We start from the raw sequence: 15,892 nt of genomic DNA, 5'->3' as shown, positions 1-15,892 counted from the left end.
GCCATGACCGTGTCAGCGAAGCCAACCTCGCCGCAGACCTATGCAAGGTTCGGCGGCCTGCTCTACCTCGTCATCATCGTGGCCGGTGCGCTCGGCGAACTCTTCATCCGCGGCAAATTGATGGTGCCTGGCGATGCGGCAGCCACCGCCAGCAACATCCTGGCCTCGGAATCGCTGTGGCGCATGGGCATCGCCGGCGACCTGGTGATGCATGTCTGCGATGTCTTCGTGATGTGGGCGCTCTATGTCCTGTTGCGACCGGCCAGCCGGAACCTGGCCCTGCTTAACCTGCTGCTCAATCTGATCCAGACGGCCGTGCTGGTGGCCAACAAGCTGAGCCTGCTGGTGCCGCTGCTCTTGCTGGGAGACGCGCCCTACCTCAAGGCCTTCGACCTGGCGCAACTGCAGGCGTGGTCGTACTTCGCGATCCGGCTGCACGAATATGGCTTCGGCGTCGGGCTGATCTTTTTCGGATGCGTGTGCCTGGTGGAAGGTCACCTGATCCGCCAATCGGGATACCTGCCGCGCGCCATCGGCGTGCTGATGCAGGTCGCTGGCGCGTGCTATCTGCTCAACAGTTTCGCCCTGCTGCTCGCCCCCGACTTCGAGGGACGGATATTTCCCTTCATCCTGATGCCATGCCTCGTCGCGGAACTGTCGCTTGCGTCGTGGCTGCTGGTGAAGGGCGTGAACATGCAGGCATGGACGCGCCGCACCGGCTCGGCGGCGGTCGCCGGATCGGCCACGGTGGGCCTCCGCTAGCGCACGCCCACCGTGCCGTTGGCAGCCTTCACCAGCTTGGCCGGGTCGTAACCCACGCCGTCCTTGAACACCAGTTCGACGTTTTCGATGTCCTTGATGTTCGTTGCGGGGTTGCCGGCGATCAGCACCAGGTCGGCGGCCTTGCCGGCCTCGATGGAGCCGATGACTTTGTCCTCGTCCATGAAGCGTGCCCCGTTGATGGTGGCGATCCGGATCGCCTGCAGTGGGGTGAAACCGGCCTCCACCAGCAGCTCCACCTCGTGCTGGTCACCGTAACCGGCGATGACGCCGCCATAACCGGTAGGGTCGAGTCCGGCCAGCAGGGTGCCGCCCTGCTGCACGAAGGCATGCTCGAAATCCTGCTCCAGCTTGAACACCTTCACCCACGGCGAGTCGGGCGTCCTGGCCACGCGCTCGCGGGCCGCCAGGTATTCCACCCGGGTTTCCGGCAGCATCGCGTCCAGCACGCGCGTATCCACCGGCGCACGACCGGGCACGAAGGTCTCGAACACCGGCAGGGTCGAGGTGACCGCCACGCGCTTCGACACCAGGTGCTTGATCAGTTGCTGGATGCGCGGATCGTCGACGCTCATCGTCGCCAGGTTGGCCACCGCCAGCTTGGTATCCGGACAGACGTCCGGCTGCTTGCCCGCGGTGAACTCGGTATCCACCGGCAGCCCGTGCTCCAGGTCGTCGATGCCGAGGTCGGCCGCCTCGGTGAACCCGATCGTGCACAGGTGTCCGGTCACCTTGATCTGTTTCGCATGCGCTGCCGCGATCGCCGCGGAGAGCTCGGCGCGGGTGATGTGCATGTACGCCTTGAACGAGGTCGCGCCTTCGCCGATCCAGTAATTGACCGTATCGGTGGCGTCGGCCGCATCCACCAGTTCGTGCATCTGCGGCGTGAAGCTGCCCTTGCCTTCCAGATACGGCCCGGTGGTATGCATCTTCGGCCCGGGGATCTTGCCGGCGTCGATCGCCTTCTTCAGCTCAAGGTCGGTATACGGCTCGGTGCTGCCGGTGGTGCGGATGGTGGTGACGCCACCGGCCAGATACAGCTTGGGAAAACTCGATGCCTGCTCGGGATAGATCGCCTCCTTCGCTTCCGGGTTCACTTTCGGGGCCGGATAGAACATGTGGTCGTGCATGCCGACCAAGCCCGGGATCAGCGTGTGCCCGCTGCCGTCGATCACCGTCGCACCCTTAGGCAGCTTGAGATGCCTGCCGACCGCCGCGATCAATCCGTCGCGCAGCAACACGGTCTGGTTTTCCCGTGCCGGCGTGCCGTTGCCATCGATCACCCGCACATGGCCGATCGCCAGCAGCGGCTGCGCATACTTCACGAACTGCTGCGTCTGCGCCGACAACTGCGGCGACTGCGCCCAGGCAGCCGGAGCAGCGCAGAGCCCGGCAAGCGCCAAGGCCAGCACGGCATGCCGGCAAGTGCTGATCGGCGGCAGGACAGACGCGAAACGGCGGGCTTTCCTAGGCACAGTTGACTCCCCATTAGCGAGGCAGGCATGGGCCCGCCGATCGGTCGGGATCACTATCGCACGATCCAAGCCGATGCCGCAGCCAGTACCCCCCCAGCTCCACGCAATGACGGAAAGACAGGGGCCGTGGCGCAAGCCATCGCAACCGATGTCTTCGCGCCGGTATCCCATGTCCCCGTACGACCCCATGCATGCAGGAAAGGCCACCATGCAAACCATGGTCGTGCCGTCCATTGCCGCTGCGTGGACTCGACATCATTGGTCACGCCGGAGCATTGCATGAAAATTTTGATCCTGATCGCCGTCTTGCTCTTCTCCCGTGGAGCTAGCGCGCAGTCGACGGACCTGGGCGGATTCATTGACGCGTATGCCAAGGCGCATCGTTTCAACGGCTCGATCCTGGTACAGAAGCAGGCCGAGATCCGTTACGCGAAGAGCTTCGGGCTATCCAATCTTCCCTTCAGGATTCCAAGCACACAGCAGACGCGATACAAGATCGCGTCAATCACGAAGCTGTTCACGTCAGTGTTGATCCTGCAACTGTACGAAGAGGGCAGGCTCGATCTGGACAAGCCCATCAAGTCCTATCTGCCCGACTACGCGGGCGAGGCCGGGAGCAAGGTATCCATCCGCCAGCTGCTCAATCACACCTCGGGCCTTCCAGGCTTCGATGGGATTTCTGACCAGGCGAGCGCCATTCGCGATGGCATCCCCGTCTACCAGATGCCCCACACCAGCGATGAACTTCTGACGAAGTACTGCAGCGGCAAGCTCGTCAGCATCCCCGGCAAGGTGTTCAACTACAACAACGCCGACTACGTCGTTCTGGGGAAAATCATCGAGCGCCTTTACGGCGAGCCGTATGAGCAGGTACTGAGGGAAAGAATTCTGCAGCCCCTGAAGATGAATGACTCAGGCTTTCTGCATCAGGGCGACATCGTCGATCGGCTGGCCGATACGTACTTCTATCGTGACGACCGCAAGGTCTTGTCCAATGACCTGCCGGTGTACCCGGAGAACTGGTACGCCGCCGGAGCGATGTACTCGACAACCGGCGACCTCATGAAATTCTCCGATGCCCTGTTCGGCCTGAAGCTGATCAGGCAGGCCACACTTGAACGCATGATCAAGCCCGGACTCGACGACTATGGCTACGGACTGTGGTCGTATGAAACCACCTTGAAGGGAGCGAAACATCCGGTCGTAAAAAGACCCGGTTCGATCATGGGTGCCCAGACCCAGTTGTTCAATGTGCTCGACCAGGACATCACGATCATCATCCTAGGCAATACGGCAACAACCGACTCGGATGTATTCGTGGCCGAGATTGCCAAACGGGCGGTCGACTGACCCGGTGGACCGGTGTCGCCGTAGATGCTGGTGACATGCAGTTCATAGGCGAGATGCGTCAGCCCGTCGCTGCCGCCAAACGCCGTCGGAGCAAACGGTACGCGCGCCTCCACCGGCGCCAGCGGCTCCTGCGCAATGGCCAGCGGAGCAACACAAAGCAAGCATGCCAGCAGCCATACCGCAACGCTTTTACCCATCAACGCATCCATCTCCTGGAACCAGGCCATAACGGAGGCGCCACCAGCCGAAACAAGTACGGAAATATTTCAGCATCGTGGCTGCTTTCGAAAGCATGAGTCCGAACCTCTTGCGGAGATGTACCTCCGGCAGACATCCAGCCCGCTTCAACGGTTGGCCTTCCGCTTGAGCAGGCCGATCCGGCTGCCGTCCCGGACATCCACATCGGGTATCAGGTCGTCGGCGGTGAACGCCTTGCCGTCAGGCCCGACCCCACGGAGATAGTAGTGATCGCTGCCGACCCGCTCGTAATAGAAAGGGCGCGGGATGGTCGTCGACGGGTCGAAAGTCATCAGCACGCTTTGCGCGGATGATGACTTGCGCAACGCGTCCAGCGACGGCGGATAGGTGCCGTGCTGCAGCCGGTAGAACTCGATCTGCGGCACCAACGCGTCGATGGTGGATTGCGCCATCTGCGCACGCAGTCCGTCGTAGACACCGCCACGCTGCACGAAACCGAAATAGAACAGGCTGCCATACAGGATCACACTGAACGCGATGCCGCCGGCGCCAAGCAGCGCCAGCAGCTTGCCGCCCCTCTTCCGCGCAGTGAAACCGATGACCATTGCGACGACGCCGACGAAGATGCCCAGCAACGGGACAAACGAAGCGCAGCCGAAAGCGTAGTAACCGCCTGGCAACGGCGGTCGTGGAGCAGCAGGCAATGCGGGCGGCATGGCGCTTCCAGTCAGCTTATCGGCCAATGGTGCATCCCCCGGTATTTGGCCGGCTCATTATGCCTGTACTGGCCGCACATGCCCGTATCAGAGCAGCCTAGGGATGGCATTGGTCTTTGCCCGTCATTCCAGCTTTCGCCGGGACGACGAAATTATTCAGACCCTCCCTAGGGTCGTCACCCGATCGCGCATGCAAATGGCAACCTGGTGGTTGCATTCATCCAGGTCCTGGCTGACATGCAACCAGGAGGTGGCATATGAACGAGCGCATCGAGAAGTCCGCCGAGTTGCAGGCGCCGGTGTCGCGCGTGTGGCGTGCACTCACTGACTACCGTGAGTTCGGTGAGTGGTTTCGCGTGAAGCTGGACGCGCCGTTCGAGCCCGGCAAGGTGGCCCAGGGGCTGATTACCCACCCAGGTCATGAGCATGTCGCCTGGCGGGCGATCATCAAGGCGGTCGAACCCGAGCACCTGTTCTCGTTCACCGGGCATCCGTACGCGGTCGATGCCAGCGTCGACTACGAGGGCGAAACGCCTACCCTGGTGGAGTTCAGGCTGGAGCCCAGCGCCGGCGGCACCCTGCTGCGGATCACCGAGACCGGCTTCGACAAGATTCCCGCCAGCCGTCGCGCCGAAGCGTTCCGCATGAACGACGGCGGCTGGACCGCGCAGCTGGAAAACATCCGCAAGCATGTCGCGTAGCCCACTCGCCAAGCTGTCCCGTCAATCGGATGCAACCGCGGTCGTCTTCGCCGCACTGGGCGACGGCACCCGCCTGTCGCTCGTGCTGGCGCTGAGTCGCGGCAACCGCCAGTCGATTGCCCAGCTCAGCGAAAGCAAGCCACTGACCCGCCAGGCGACCAGCAAGCATCTGCGCATTCTCGAAAGCGCCGGCGTGGTCCGCAGCCGGTGCGAAGGACGGGAAAACCTTTTTCGCGCTGAATCCTGCCGCGCTCGACGAGCTGCGCAGCTACGTCGAGCAGGTCTCCGGACAATGGGATGCCTCGCTGGCACGGCTGAAGGCGTTGGTGGAAAAGTGACTGCGCCTCGAATGCCGCTGACACCGTTTGCCTGAGATCTTCAGCTAGCGCTTCGACCGCGCCAGCGAGTCCGCCACCACCCAGGCAGCGCCGGTCAGGGCGATATTCAGCGCGTTCTCGCTCCAGATCCAATGGCTGGAGGGATTGGCCAGCAACATCGGTCCGTGCACCAGCAAGGTGAAGGAGGCATACATCGCGGTCAGCAGGATCGCGGCGAGACGCGCGCGCACGCCCGTCAGGATCGCAAGGCCCGCCACGATATGGCCAAACCCGGTCGCACAAGCCCAGAACGCTTGCGAAGGCGGCAGCCATCGGGGGACCAACGGGGCGGTCAAGCTCATATAGACAAAATGCGCCCCGCCGAATATCAGCGCACAAACCCCGAACGCCAGTTGGCCAATGCGGACGAGGCGTGCGGCCAGCGCCCCATCGATCCTCGCGTTGGCGGCATGGATGATCAGCGCGCCTGCCGTAATCGCGAGCTGCTCGGCAATACCTTCGTACGTACCGTATTCGGCGTAATGAGCCAGCACCACGCGGCCGTTCATCAGGATAACCACGATCAGTGCATAGTAGGCAGTGAGCGCCGCGGCGCCCCAGGCTACGGTCCGGCGCCACTCGATGGCCGCGCCTGCGACGAGCATGAACGCAGCGGCGGTGTAGGCCAGAACCGTACGGTCGGGAAAGTCCTTGGGCACCGGCTGCCCCGTATCGAAGTTTCCCCACGCCAGGCAGAGCATGCCCAGCGCCATCACGCCCAGGCCGTAGACGCGCCAGCCGATGGCCATCGTGCTTTTTTCCGCAGTCATGACTTTCCACCCTCGATTGCGAACGTGCAGCCAGAGCTGATGATCAGGCCGAACCATACCTTGACGGCATTTTCCTGATGCGCGACCGGCTTCAGCAGCCAGCGAAAATTCACCGGCCGTGCGCGCCGCAAACGACCGGCGGGCTGTTCCCGTGGCAGGGACGTACTTCCAGCCGCTTGCAGCTGCGGCGGCGCTGGCGTCGTGTTCCGGATATCCAGGCTGCGCTCCATCTTCGCATTCTCAATCTGCCCGTTCTGCCCGTTCTGCTTGAAGAGGACAAGCACGACAACACGCCGTGATGGGCTGCAATGACAGCCTCTCCGGGTAAAGTCGACTCTGGCCCTGTGTTGCCGTGCCGGGCGCCACGGGACCTCAAAAGAAAAGGTAATCTGAAGCCTGTCTTGACAAGGTACCCACCATGAGCAAAGGCACGCACGACTACCAGAGCGATCCGCGCAACGAAGCGATCAGGATCAGTGTCAACGGCGAATTGCAGCCACGCCACGAGGCGCGCGTGTCGGTGTTCGACAGCGGCTTCGTCCTGGGCGACGGCATCTGGGAAGGCTTGCGCCTGCACGACGGCGGCCTGCCGTTCCTGGAGCAACACCTGGATCGCCTGTACGAAGGCGCCCGTGCGATCGACCTCGACATCGGCCTCAGCCGCGAACAGCTGACCCAGCGTATCGTCGACACGCTGCGCGCCAACGACATGCAGTCGAATGTGCACATCAGGCTGATGGTGACGCGCGGCATCAAGGCCACGCCACACCAAGATCCACGCTTCGTGATCGGTGCCGCGACCATCGTCATCATCCCGGAATACAAGCAGCCATTGACGACCACGGTCGAGCAAGGCATCCGCCTGTTCACGGTGCATGTGCGGCGCGGCGCACCTGACGTGCAGGATCCGAAACTCAACAGCCACTCCAAGCTCAACTGCATCCTCGCCTGCATCCAGGCGCAGAAGGCGGGTTACGACGAAGCACTCATGCTCGACCCGCACGGTTTCGTGGCGACCTGCAACTCCACGCATTTCTTCATTGTGCGGCGAGGCGAGGTGTGGACGTCGACTGGCAACTACTGCCTCGGCGGCATCACCCGCGCCAACGTGATCCGGCTGTGCCGCACGCACGGCATCCCGGTATTCGAGAAGGATTTCAGCCTCACCGAAGCCTACGGCGCGGAGGAGGCCTTCGTCACCGGCACTTTCGCCGGCGTGGTGCCGGCCTGCGGGATCGATGGCCGCACGATGGGCGACGGCAGGCGCGGTCCCATGGTCGAGCGCCTGCAACGGCTATACATGGAGCTGGTGAAAACGGAAAGCCGGCTGGAACCCCGCGTATGAACGCGCCTCGCGATGGCCTGCGCATCGCGATGTGGTCGGGGCCACGCAATATCTCCACCGCGATGATGCGCGCCTGGGAGAACCGCACCGACACCGTCGTCATCGACGAGCCGTTCTACGCGCACTATCTGGTGCGGACCGGCGTCCAGCACCCGGGGCGCGACGAAGTGATCGCCGCGCAGAGCACCGACGCGGCGCATGTCGCCGCGATGCTGACCGGCCCGATCCCTGATGGCCGGCCGCTCTGGTATCAGAAACACATGACTCAGCACATGCTGCCGAAGATGCCGCTGGACTGGCTCGACGATGTCTGCAGCTGCTTCCTTATCCGCGAACCGGAAGCGGTGGTGGCGTCCTTCACCGTCCAACGTCCCGACGCCGCCGCGTGGGAGCTCGGCTTCGAACAACAGGTGCGATTATTCGATCATGTATGCGACCAGCTCGGCACCGCGCCGCCGGTGATCGACGCCACCGATGTACTGAAGAATCCCGCGGGCATCTTGAACGCGCTGTGCGCACGCCTGCATATCCCCTTCAGTCCGCGCATGCTGCAATGGCCCCGTGGCCCGCGCGCGAGTGACGGCGTGTGGGCGCCGCACTGGTACGCCGAAGTCGAGCGCTCCACCGGCTTCGCGCCCTGGCGCGGCCACGAAGTCAAACTGAGCGCCTTCCAGCGCGCCCTGGCCGAACAGTGTCAGCCGCATTACGACAGGCTTTCCGCGCACCGGATGGCCGCCCTGGACACGTCAGCGCCAGGCTGACCAGGCCCCTCTTCCGTAAATTCCGTGGCGCATCCATCCGCGATGAAGCAATGCCCGGGTTGGAGCACCGTTGTGATGAAAGCCGGCGCTGCCCTGCTTTGACATTCGATAAAAAGCGGCCTGGGCATGGGCCGCTTTCTATCGCCGGGGGACGAGCCGCTCGCGCATCAGGACTAATGCACTCCGCATGAGGCATGCCCGATCATGACCTGCTCAGCGACTCACCGATGGCATCGGTACGGTAACCGTCGGTGCCGGAGTCTTCAACGACGCATCCGCATCGGATACCGCCAGTGAAATCATCTGGCCGCCCATGCGGTAGTCGATCTCGCGCGTATCGTTCTTGAACACGGTGCGTGGCTTGCCTGCCTGATCGGCCGGCGCCTGGTCGGCAAGGTCCAGCTCCAGCATATGGACGATCTCCGCACCGCTGGCGCGCATGGCGGCCTTCAGGGCCTCGCCATGGCCCAACGACCAGGCTTCGCACAAACGCTGCGCCCGGCTATCCGGGTCCCAGGCCGTCATGGCCGCCAGACGCAGCCGCTGTTTGTGCTGGTACTGCTCGTCGCCGATCTTCTGGCGCAGGTGCACCGCTTCCGGATCGCGATTGGCAAGCGCTGCATTCGCCTTGGCGATATCGTCGTCGACATGCAGGGCGGCATAACGGCTGTTCTCCTCGGCCAGCATGCGCGAGCTGTCCGCCGCGGTCTTCGGTGGCACGTCCAGACGCGACGACTGGTAGACCAACACGTTGCGGTAAAGCGGCCGGGCATCCGCGCCCGCCGCATGGATCGTCACCGTGGCCATGACCTGCAGCGCCGAGAAATCCGGCGTCATCGCATAACTGGTTTCGATCACCGCGCGCGGGCCGCCGCCAGCCGGTACGGTGCCCGCCACGCTGTAGCTGCCGAACAGCGCCGGCTGTTGCGCAAGCGCCTGCTGCAGCGAGTCGCCCAGTGCAGCCTTCGCATCGAAACCCGCCAGCACGCTGCGCAGCGGCTGCACGTGCAGGTCGGCGAAACGGCGTGCCTCAGCTTTGATCTGCGCATTGACGATCGCCATGCCCAGCGCTCCACCTGCCGCACCCACCAGGATCGGCACCGAGGGATTGGGCAGGATATTGACGCTGGCATAAGTAAACGTATCCTGCGCCGCCAGCGCATCCTGGCCGATCACCTCGACCACCGGCAGCGGCTGCAGCGCCTGCCACTGCGCCGCCGTCGGGCGCACCATCCGGGTCGCCTGCTGAGCGCATCCGCACAACGCCATCACCGCAGCCGCTACGGCTGCATGTCTTGCACATCGAATCACGCTATTCCCCTGTCTGATGTCCATGGTCAGGTCGAACAGTGCACACGGCACTATTGCAAACCGTCGCAAACTCTAGCGGCGTGGGATGACAAGGTGAAGGGTCATTGGTCATGACCGGTGAGTGTTTGGGAACAACCGGGTCGCTACGCGAGCCGAACCAGAAGGGTGACTGGTGCGATCTTGGCATCGCATGGAACACAACGGCGGGTGGTCAGCGGCAAAACGGGCACTTACGCTTCGGCAACGCCGGGGAAGAGCATCTGCGTGTCTCTTGACCTCGGCGACGAAATGGCACCCCGCGGCTTCGCTTATTTCTCGAATAAACTTTTATACATATCATCTCGACCACTGTAATGCAACGCTCTTTTTATTCCCAACTTTTCTTCACTGGAGACGTAGTATCCATGGTCGATTAACTCTTGAGCAGCACGATACTGTGAAGTGTCAATAGCACTTATTAGAACAGAATATCGCGCGCGCGTATGGAAGTTCACATTTTCCCCCAAATTTACCAGACTCGCTATCGTCTCAGGGCACCCATATTGAGAAGCCGCATATAGGGCTGTAAATCCATTTTCTGTCTCTATATCCGGAGAAACCCCCGATTTGATCAAATCTTTAATTGTCGGTAATCCCCCCGCCAGTTAGCTGACGCCAGAAGTGGAATTTTCTCGTAGTCTTTCCCGAGGAGGTTCCATGAAGAAATCGCGATTCACCGACAGCCAGATCCTGGCCGTGCTCAAGCAAGCCGAAGCCGGCACGCCCGTGCCACAGTTGTGTCGTGAACACGGCATCAGTTCGGCGACGTTCTACAAGTGGCGCAGCAAGTTCGGCGGCATGGATGCGTCGCTGATGTCCCAGCTCAAGGAGCTGCAGGACGAGAACCGTCGCCTGAAAAAGATGTACGCCGACGCGCAGCTCAGTGCTGAGTTGCTGAAGGAGGCGATGGCAAAAAAATGGTGAGGCCATCTCAACGCCGGGAGATGGCCCGATGGGCAGTGGCGAGCGGACGCACGAGTATCCGGCACGCCTGCCAAACCTTCGCACTAAGCGAAACCGGCTATCGCTATCAGGCCAAGGCGAGCGCGGAGAATGCGCGGATCGCTGACTGGCTGGTCCGGTTGACCACGACCTATCGCGACTGGGGCTTTGGCCTGTGCTTTCTGCACCTGCGCAACGTCAAGGGCTTCAGCTGGAACCACAAACGGGTTTATCGGATTTACAGAGAGCTCGAATTGAACCTGCGGATCAAACCGAAGAAGCGGCTGGTGCGCGAGCGGCCCGAGCCACTGGCGGTGCCCGCGTCCATCAACCAGGTCTGGTCGATGGACTTCATGCACGACCAGCTCAGCGACGGCCGCAGTTTCCGGCTGTTCAACGTGCTGGATGACTTCAACCGCGAAGGGCTGGGCATCGAGGTCGATCTCTCGCTCCCATCCGCTCGCGTGATCCGCGCCTTGGAGCAGATCATCGAGTGGCGTGGCAAGCCGCGAGCAATCCGCTGCGACAACGGGCCGGAATACATCAGTGGCGCGTTGCTGACTTGGGCCGAGCAGCACGGCATCCGGATCGAACACATCCAACCGGGCAAGCCGCAGCAAAACGCCTACGTCGAGCGCTACAACCGGACCGTGCGCTACGCGTGGCTGGCCCGGACCTTATTCGACTCGATCGAACAGGTGCAGGACACGGCCACCCGCTGGCTATGGACTTACAACCATGAGCGCCCGAACATGGCACTCGGCGGCATCACCCCAATGCAGAAACTGGCGCTTGCCGCATAGCTCCACTTTTGGCGTCAGTTAAAAGCGGGAGGATTACCGTTCGATCTGGCGCGCGCCTTCGGCTGATTACGCTGACGGTCGCAGGCTGGAATCGGGGTTTGGCTTCGAGCCAGTGACTCTGAAAGGTCGCGACCGTCGGCACCCGTGTTGTAAGCAAGACCGCACGTGGACCGAGCCATCAAGGGGTGGGCTTCAAGCCCGAGACTCTGTGCGACGCACGACGCGCACCTGGACGGGATCCGCGATGACCGATGAGTGTTTGGGAACAACCGGGTCGCTACGCGACCCGAACCAGAACGGTGACTGGTGCGATCTTGGCACCGCATGAAACACAGCGGCGAGTGGTCAGCGGCAAGATGGGTACTTACGCTTCGGCACGGCCGGGGAAGAGCAAGTGCGTGCCTGTTGACCCCAGCGGCGAAATGGTGACCCCGGTTTCAGCATGAAACACAACGGCGGGTGGTCAGCGGCAAAACGGGCACTTACGCTTCGGCACGGCCGGGGAAGAGCAAGTGCGTGCCTGTTGACCGCAGCGGCGAAATGGTGACCCGCCTTTTTGTTCTCTCAGATAAAATCAAATGACAAGCTACATCCTAATTTAAACACATTCATGATAACTTCCGCCGGAATAAATCCACTCTCCTGCTCATCGGAACTCTTTATTGGGAGTGTGAAATTTATTTCAAAAAATTCCGGCAAAACATATTCGCGCACCATCGTGATATTATTAACACCACCCAGATGCGATAGTAGAATGGGAATCATTTCATCCAATCTAGAATCTTTGCTAAAACTGACTGAAAATTCAACGAATGATCGCTTTAATAATGTTTTAACTCCAGCCTTAATAGGTGATCCTATACGCCCTATTGAATTGGCCTTAGCTCCCATTAATTGTTCGATTATATCTGGCTCAACTTCAAAACCTCTAAATGTCAACGAGACAGATTTGACTTTTGTAGATGACATTATAATTCTTCCTTTCCGCCACCAGGAACACCATTCCAAAGCCATTTCTTACCTGTTGTTTTATCGTTATAGATATCTACATGCCCGGCTCCGCGGCCTTTTTTCGCTTCATGCGCGTCAACGTAACCAGCTTCTTCCGCCGCCTTATTTCCATCTCGCTCTTTCAATTTTGTCAAATCTCTCTCGTCGGGTTGTGCGCCTTCATTGTATGTCGCCCCATATTTTGGCTTTGACAATTGAGGAATTAAGTGAAGTGGAATTTCTCCATAACAACACTGATGCCCATAAACCTTATCATGAAAATCATTGGCATCCCAGATGAACAGTTCCAACCCTAGAGCAACTAAACCTGTCATACGCACGGCACTACTGCCAATACCACTAATCAACGATTCAGAAGAGTAAGAACCCACAACTGTCACTGCCGCAAGGTTTGTTACGTGCGTTGGAGAGCCACCTGAGTTCCCATGTGAAGTTCCGGCTGATAATGCAAATCTGCAATCTGCTCTTGAATAACAATCTTGATTCATAGGATGACTTTCATCCCATACCATCCTCCCATCCGGATCCATATTATCAATCGGACTGTTATTCGCATAAGCAAACCGATTGAAGTTGAACGGGTTACCTACGCTTGGCCCCACCGGATCCGTACTCAAAAACCGCCCCACCGCCGGATCGTAATACCGCGCCTGCATATACACCAACCCCGTATCCGGATCACTCACATGCCCCGTATACCCCGGCCCGTTCGGCGGTGACCCGAGCGCCTGACTCCCATACGGCGCGTAGTCGTACGTCGCCGTGATGTTGCCACTGGCATCGGCCTCCGCCAGCGGCGTGCCCTGCGGATCGGTGTACACGTAAGTCACCGAGCCCGCATGAGCGGCCGTGGCCATCAGCACCATCAGCCCGCCCATCGCCTCCAGCAGCCGGCGGCGCACCCTGCTCATGAACGGGCTCATGGGTTGCCTCCCAGCGTGACCGAGCAGGTACTGGCGTTGCATCCGCTCCCCGAGCCTGAGTCTGCCCCCGGCACCCGTTTGAGCTTCGTCATCACGGCACTCGTTTGGGCTGCCCCACCGCCCACCGTGAATTGGCCACTGATCTGCAGCGGGGCGCTGCAGCCGGCGATGCTGCAGGCCGTCAGCTGCTGGGCGGTGTAACTGCCCGAGGGAAAGTTGTAGCTGTTGGTGGCCACGACGTAGGTGTACGTGCCCAGATGGCCGTTCTTGCCAAGCGCCGTGAAGTTGTAGCTGGTGGCCCACGGCATCGCGTTCCAGGTCATCGACGTGACGCCATTGGTGGTGCTCATGGCGAAGTTCGTGGGCGTCGCCGGCACCTGCGTCACCGACACCGGCGCGGAGGCTGTCCAGCCGCTGGTGCCGTAGGCATTGCTGGCGGCGACCTGATAGGTGTAGGTACCGTGCAATATGCAGCTCTTGCAAAAGCTCTCGAAACCCCGACCGCCGCATAAGTCAAACTTTGTGAGTCCCCCAGCAAAGCTGGGGTTTACCTCAGTGAATTAATTAGCCACGTCCCCTTTAATTGGGATACCTCAGCCTCCGTCCCGTTAAATTAAATTGCACTTAAATTCTTAAAGTAATCATATTATCCATAGTATTATTACTAATGGTATTGTAAATGCATAAATGAATCGCAAAAGATACAAAGATATTCTAACTTTTGAACCATGACAGGGATCTGGAAGGTCTGAGTCAAAAATCATACTCGTAATGCCAAACGATGTTTTTATCCCCGTTGGCATTTTATTATCAACTTCATTGAATTCGAAATAACCAGGGTCAATCTTATTAATCATCCAGGCCACGTACCTAGCAAAAATATATTGAATATATATATATGACGCCATTATCCATATAATGGTACTAATACTCATAGAAAGCTCCAGAAATTTTCACTTAACATTTCATTATGAACCGCCACGCTTCATCTCCGGAAAAGGCCTTCCACGCTCACACTCTTCAAGATAACACCCCGGCTCAGACACAGACGACTTATTATCTGGATGCTTCTCTTCATGATGACCTGAGACGACTTCATCTGATAAACCAGCTGCCCCAGATACACCAAATTTCTTAAATGTCATCAACTCCCCCATTCCAAAACCAGCCTTTGGAATGATTGTTAAATTCAAGTTCGCATCAAGAGTTAGAGAAAATCCGCCGTGAAAAATATCTCCAGCTAGAAAATCAGCACTGGCTAGCAAACTAGTAGAATTAGTGTTGTTGCCCAATGCCATGCTGAAGCCTCTTTTTGGCGCAATATCAATGCTCGCATTCGCTCCCTCCCCGACGACAAAACCAAGCCTTCTTTTTTCGGGGTGAAGTGCGTTAATCTCATATGATGGACCAATGCCTGAAGCCGCCGCCACATTTATAGTAACCACTGCACTGTTATCCACTTTGTTATATGCAGTTTTCACGGGTTTTACGATATTATCTTGATATGCATCATTTATTACTTGATTAGTCCAGGTTAGCATAAATAATGGGTCGTCTGGGTGTCTCCCATCCGGATCCATATTATCAATCGGACTATTATTCGCATAAGCAAACCGATTGAAGTTGAACGTACTCCCCGCTGATGGTGTGACCGGATCCGTACTCAAAAACCGCCCCACCGCCGGATCGTAATACCGCGCCTGCATATACACCAACCCCGTATCCGGATCATTCACATGCCCCGTATACCCCGGCCCGTTCGGCGGTGACCCGAGCGCCTGGCTCCCATACGGCGCATAGTCGTACGTCGCCGTGATGTTGCCACTGGCATCGGCCTCCGCCAGCGGCGTGCCCTGCGGATCGGTGTACACGTAAGTCACCGAGCCCGCATGAGCGGCCGTGGCCATCAGCACCATCAGCCCGCCCATCGCCTCCAGCAGCCGGCGGCGCACCCTGCTCATGAACGGGCTCATGGGTTGCCTCCCAGCGTGACCGAGCAGGTACTGGCGTCGCATCCGCTCCCCGAGCCCGTGTCTGCCCCCAGCACCCGCGTGGGCTTCGTCATCACGGCACTCGTTTGGGCTGCCCCACCGCCCACCGTGAATTGGCCACTGATCTGCAGCGGGGCGCTGCAACCGGCGATACTGCAGGCCGTCAGTTGCTGGGCCGTGTAACTGCCCGAGGGAAAGTTGTAGCTGTTGGTGGCCACGACGTAGGTGTACGTGCCCAGATGGCCATTCTTGCCGAGCGCCGTGAAGTTGTAGCTGGTGGCCCACGGCATCGCGTTCCAGGTCATCGACGTGACGCCATTGGTGGTGCTCATGGCGAAGTTCGTGGGCGTCGCCGGCACCTGCGTCACCGACACCGGCGCGGAGGCTGTCCAGCCGCTG

At 59.8% G+C, this 15,892-nt stretch carries 17 protein-coding genes; 7 read left to right on the top strand and 10 right to left on the bottom strand.

The annotated features are described in order from the left end of the window. Positions 1-3: 3 nt before the first annotated feature. Complete coding sequence (locus tag B0E46_RS13030) at positions 4-762, top strand: DUF4386 domain-containing protein (protein ID WP_077556225.1); 759 nt, start codon at positions 4-6, stop codon at positions 760-762. Here B0E46_RS13030 and B0E46_RS13025 read toward each other — a convergent pair. Next, the gene (locus B0E46_RS13025; protein WP_077556224.1) at positions 759-2,255 is read right to left on the bottom strand and encodes an amidohydrolase family protein; all 1,497 of its coding nucleotides are present in this window, start codon (positions 2,253-2,255) and stop codon (positions 759-761) included. The genes B0E46_RS13030 and B0E46_RS13025 overlap by 4 nt on opposite strands. A gap of 279 nt (positions 2,256-2,534) precedes the next feature. Between B0E46_RS13025 and B0E46_RS13020 the strand changes: the two genes are divergently transcribed. After that, positions 2,535-3,605: a serine hydrolase domain-containing protein gene (locus B0E46_RS13020; RefSeq protein ID WP_168171207.1), complete on the top strand. Its 1,071-nt coding sequence runs from the start codon at positions 2,535-2,537 to the stop codon at positions 3,603-3,605. Positions 3,606-3,949: 344 nt separating this feature from the next. Here the strand turns inward: B0E46_RS13020 and B0E46_RS13015 are convergent, their stop codons facing one another. Next, entirely contained in the window at positions 3,950-4,519 is a 570-nt protein-coding gene (locus tag B0E46_RS13015; protein WP_139350540.1) for a type II secretion system protein GspG, read from the bottom strand. Positions 4,520-4,776: 257 nt separating this feature from the next. Between B0E46_RS13015 and B0E46_RS13010 the strand changes: the two genes are divergently transcribed. Together B0E46_RS13010 and B0E46_RS13005 are read left to right on the top strand one after the other, a co-directional pair. Continuing rightward, the gene (locus tag B0E46_RS13010; protein WP_077556222.1) at positions 4,777-5,220 is read left to right on the top strand and encodes an SRPBCC family protein; all 444 of its coding nucleotides are present in this window, start codon (positions 4,777-4,779) and stop codon (positions 5,218-5,220) included. Then, positions 5,210-5,593, top strand: a complete 384-nt coding sequence (locus tag B0E46_RS13005) for an ArsR family transcriptional regulator (protein WP_254425161.1) — start codon at positions 5,210-5,212, stop codon at positions 5,591-5,593. The genes B0E46_RS13010 and B0E46_RS13005 overlap by 11 nt, the downstream gene beginning before the upstream one ends. A 9-nt stretch (positions 5,594-5,602) precedes the next feature. Here the strand turns inward: B0E46_RS13005 and B0E46_RS13000 are convergent, their stop codons facing one another. Together B0E46_RS13000 and B0E46_RS12995 are read right to left on the bottom strand one after the other, a co-directional pair. After that, a complete protein-coding gene (locus B0E46_RS13000) occupies positions 5,603-6,367 on the bottom strand; it encodes a DoxX family membrane protein (RefSeq protein ID WP_168171206.1) in 765 nt (254 codons plus the stop codon). Next, the gene (locus B0E46_RS12995; protein WP_077556220.1) at positions 6,364-6,651 is read right to left on the bottom strand and encodes a hypothetical protein; all 288 of its coding nucleotides are present in this window, start codon (positions 6,649-6,651) and stop codon (positions 6,364-6,366) included. Before B0E46_RS12995 ends, B0E46_RS13000 begins: the two co-directional genes overlap by 4 nt. A 134-nt stretch (positions 6,652-6,785) precedes the next feature. Between B0E46_RS12995 and B0E46_RS12990 the strand changes: the two genes are divergently transcribed. Together B0E46_RS12990 and B0E46_RS12985 are read left to right on the top strand one after the other, a co-directional pair. Then, a complete protein-coding gene (locus tag B0E46_RS12990; protein WP_077556219.1) occupies positions 6,786-7,712 on the top strand; it encodes an aminotransferase class IV in 927 nt (308 codons plus the stop codon). Next, positions 7,709-8,473, top strand: a complete 765-nt coding sequence (locus tag B0E46_RS12985; RefSeq protein ID WP_077556218.1) for a sulfotransferase family protein — start codon at positions 7,709-7,711, stop codon at positions 8,471-8,473. Before B0E46_RS12990 ends, B0E46_RS12985 begins: the two co-directional genes overlap by 4 nt. A gap of 213 nt (positions 8,474-8,686) precedes the next feature. On the opposite strand, the gene B0E46_RS12980 is transcribed toward B0E46_RS12985, so the two are convergent. Continuing rightward, entirely contained in the window at positions 8,687-9,706 is a 1,020-nt protein-coding gene (locus tag B0E46_RS12980) for a hypothetical protein (protein ID WP_254425160.1), read from the bottom strand. Positions 9,707-10,480: 774 nt separating this feature from the next. Between B0E46_RS12980 and B0E46_RS12965 the strand changes: the two genes are divergently transcribed. After that, positions 10,481-11,568, top strand: a protein-coding gene (locus tag B0E46_RS12965; protein WP_254425159.1) for an IS3 family transposase whose coding sequence is annotated in 2 segments (ribosomal slippage) — positions 10,481-10,733 and positions 10,733-11,568 — 1,089 coding nt in all. Because the reading frame shifts where the segments join, the coding sequence is not laid out codon by codon here. Between the two features lie 564 nt (positions 11,569-12,132). Here the strand turns inward: B0E46_RS12965 and B0E46_RS17400 are convergent. From B0E46_RS17400 to B0E46_RS12950, 5 genes are all read right to left on the bottom strand, one after another. Further along, the gene (locus B0E46_RS17400; protein ID WP_139350539.1) at positions 12,133-12,537 is read right to left on the bottom strand and encodes a hypothetical protein; all 405 of its coding nucleotides are present in this window, start codon (positions 12,535-12,537) and stop codon (positions 12,133-12,135) included. Next, a complete protein-coding gene (locus tag B0E46_RS12960) occupies positions 12,537-13,502 on the bottom strand; it encodes an RHS repeat-associated core domain-containing protein (protein WP_168171204.1) in 966 nt (321 codons plus the stop codon). Before B0E46_RS12960 ends, B0E46_RS17400 begins: the two co-directional genes overlap by 1 nt. Beyond that, entirely contained in the window at positions 13,499-13,969 is a 471-nt protein-coding gene (locus B0E46_RS17760; RefSeq protein ID WP_168171203.1) for a hypothetical protein, read from the bottom strand. The genes B0E46_RS12960 and B0E46_RS17760 overlap by 4 nt, the downstream gene beginning before the upstream one ends. A gap of 501 nt (positions 13,970-14,470) precedes the next feature. Beyond that, positions 14,471-15,475: an RHS repeat-associated core domain-containing protein gene (locus B0E46_RS12955; RefSeq protein ID WP_168171202.1), complete on the bottom strand. Its 1,005-nt coding sequence runs from the start codon at positions 15,473-15,475 to the stop codon at positions 14,471-14,473. Continuing rightward, positions 15,472-15,892 (bottom strand): hypothetical protein (locus B0E46_RS12950; protein WP_217316349.1); only part of this gene is annotated, 421 nt, incomplete at its 5' end. The genes B0E46_RS12950 and B0E46_RS12955, both read right to left, overlap by 4 nt.

The organism is Rhodanobacter sp. B04 (assembly GCF_002001125.1).
In the GTDB taxonomy this organism is placed as follows: Bacteria; Pseudomonadota; Gammaproteobacteria; order Xanthomonadales; family Rhodanobacteraceae; genus Rhodanobacter.
This window is presented reverse-complemented; position numbering and strand designations above follow the sequence as displayed.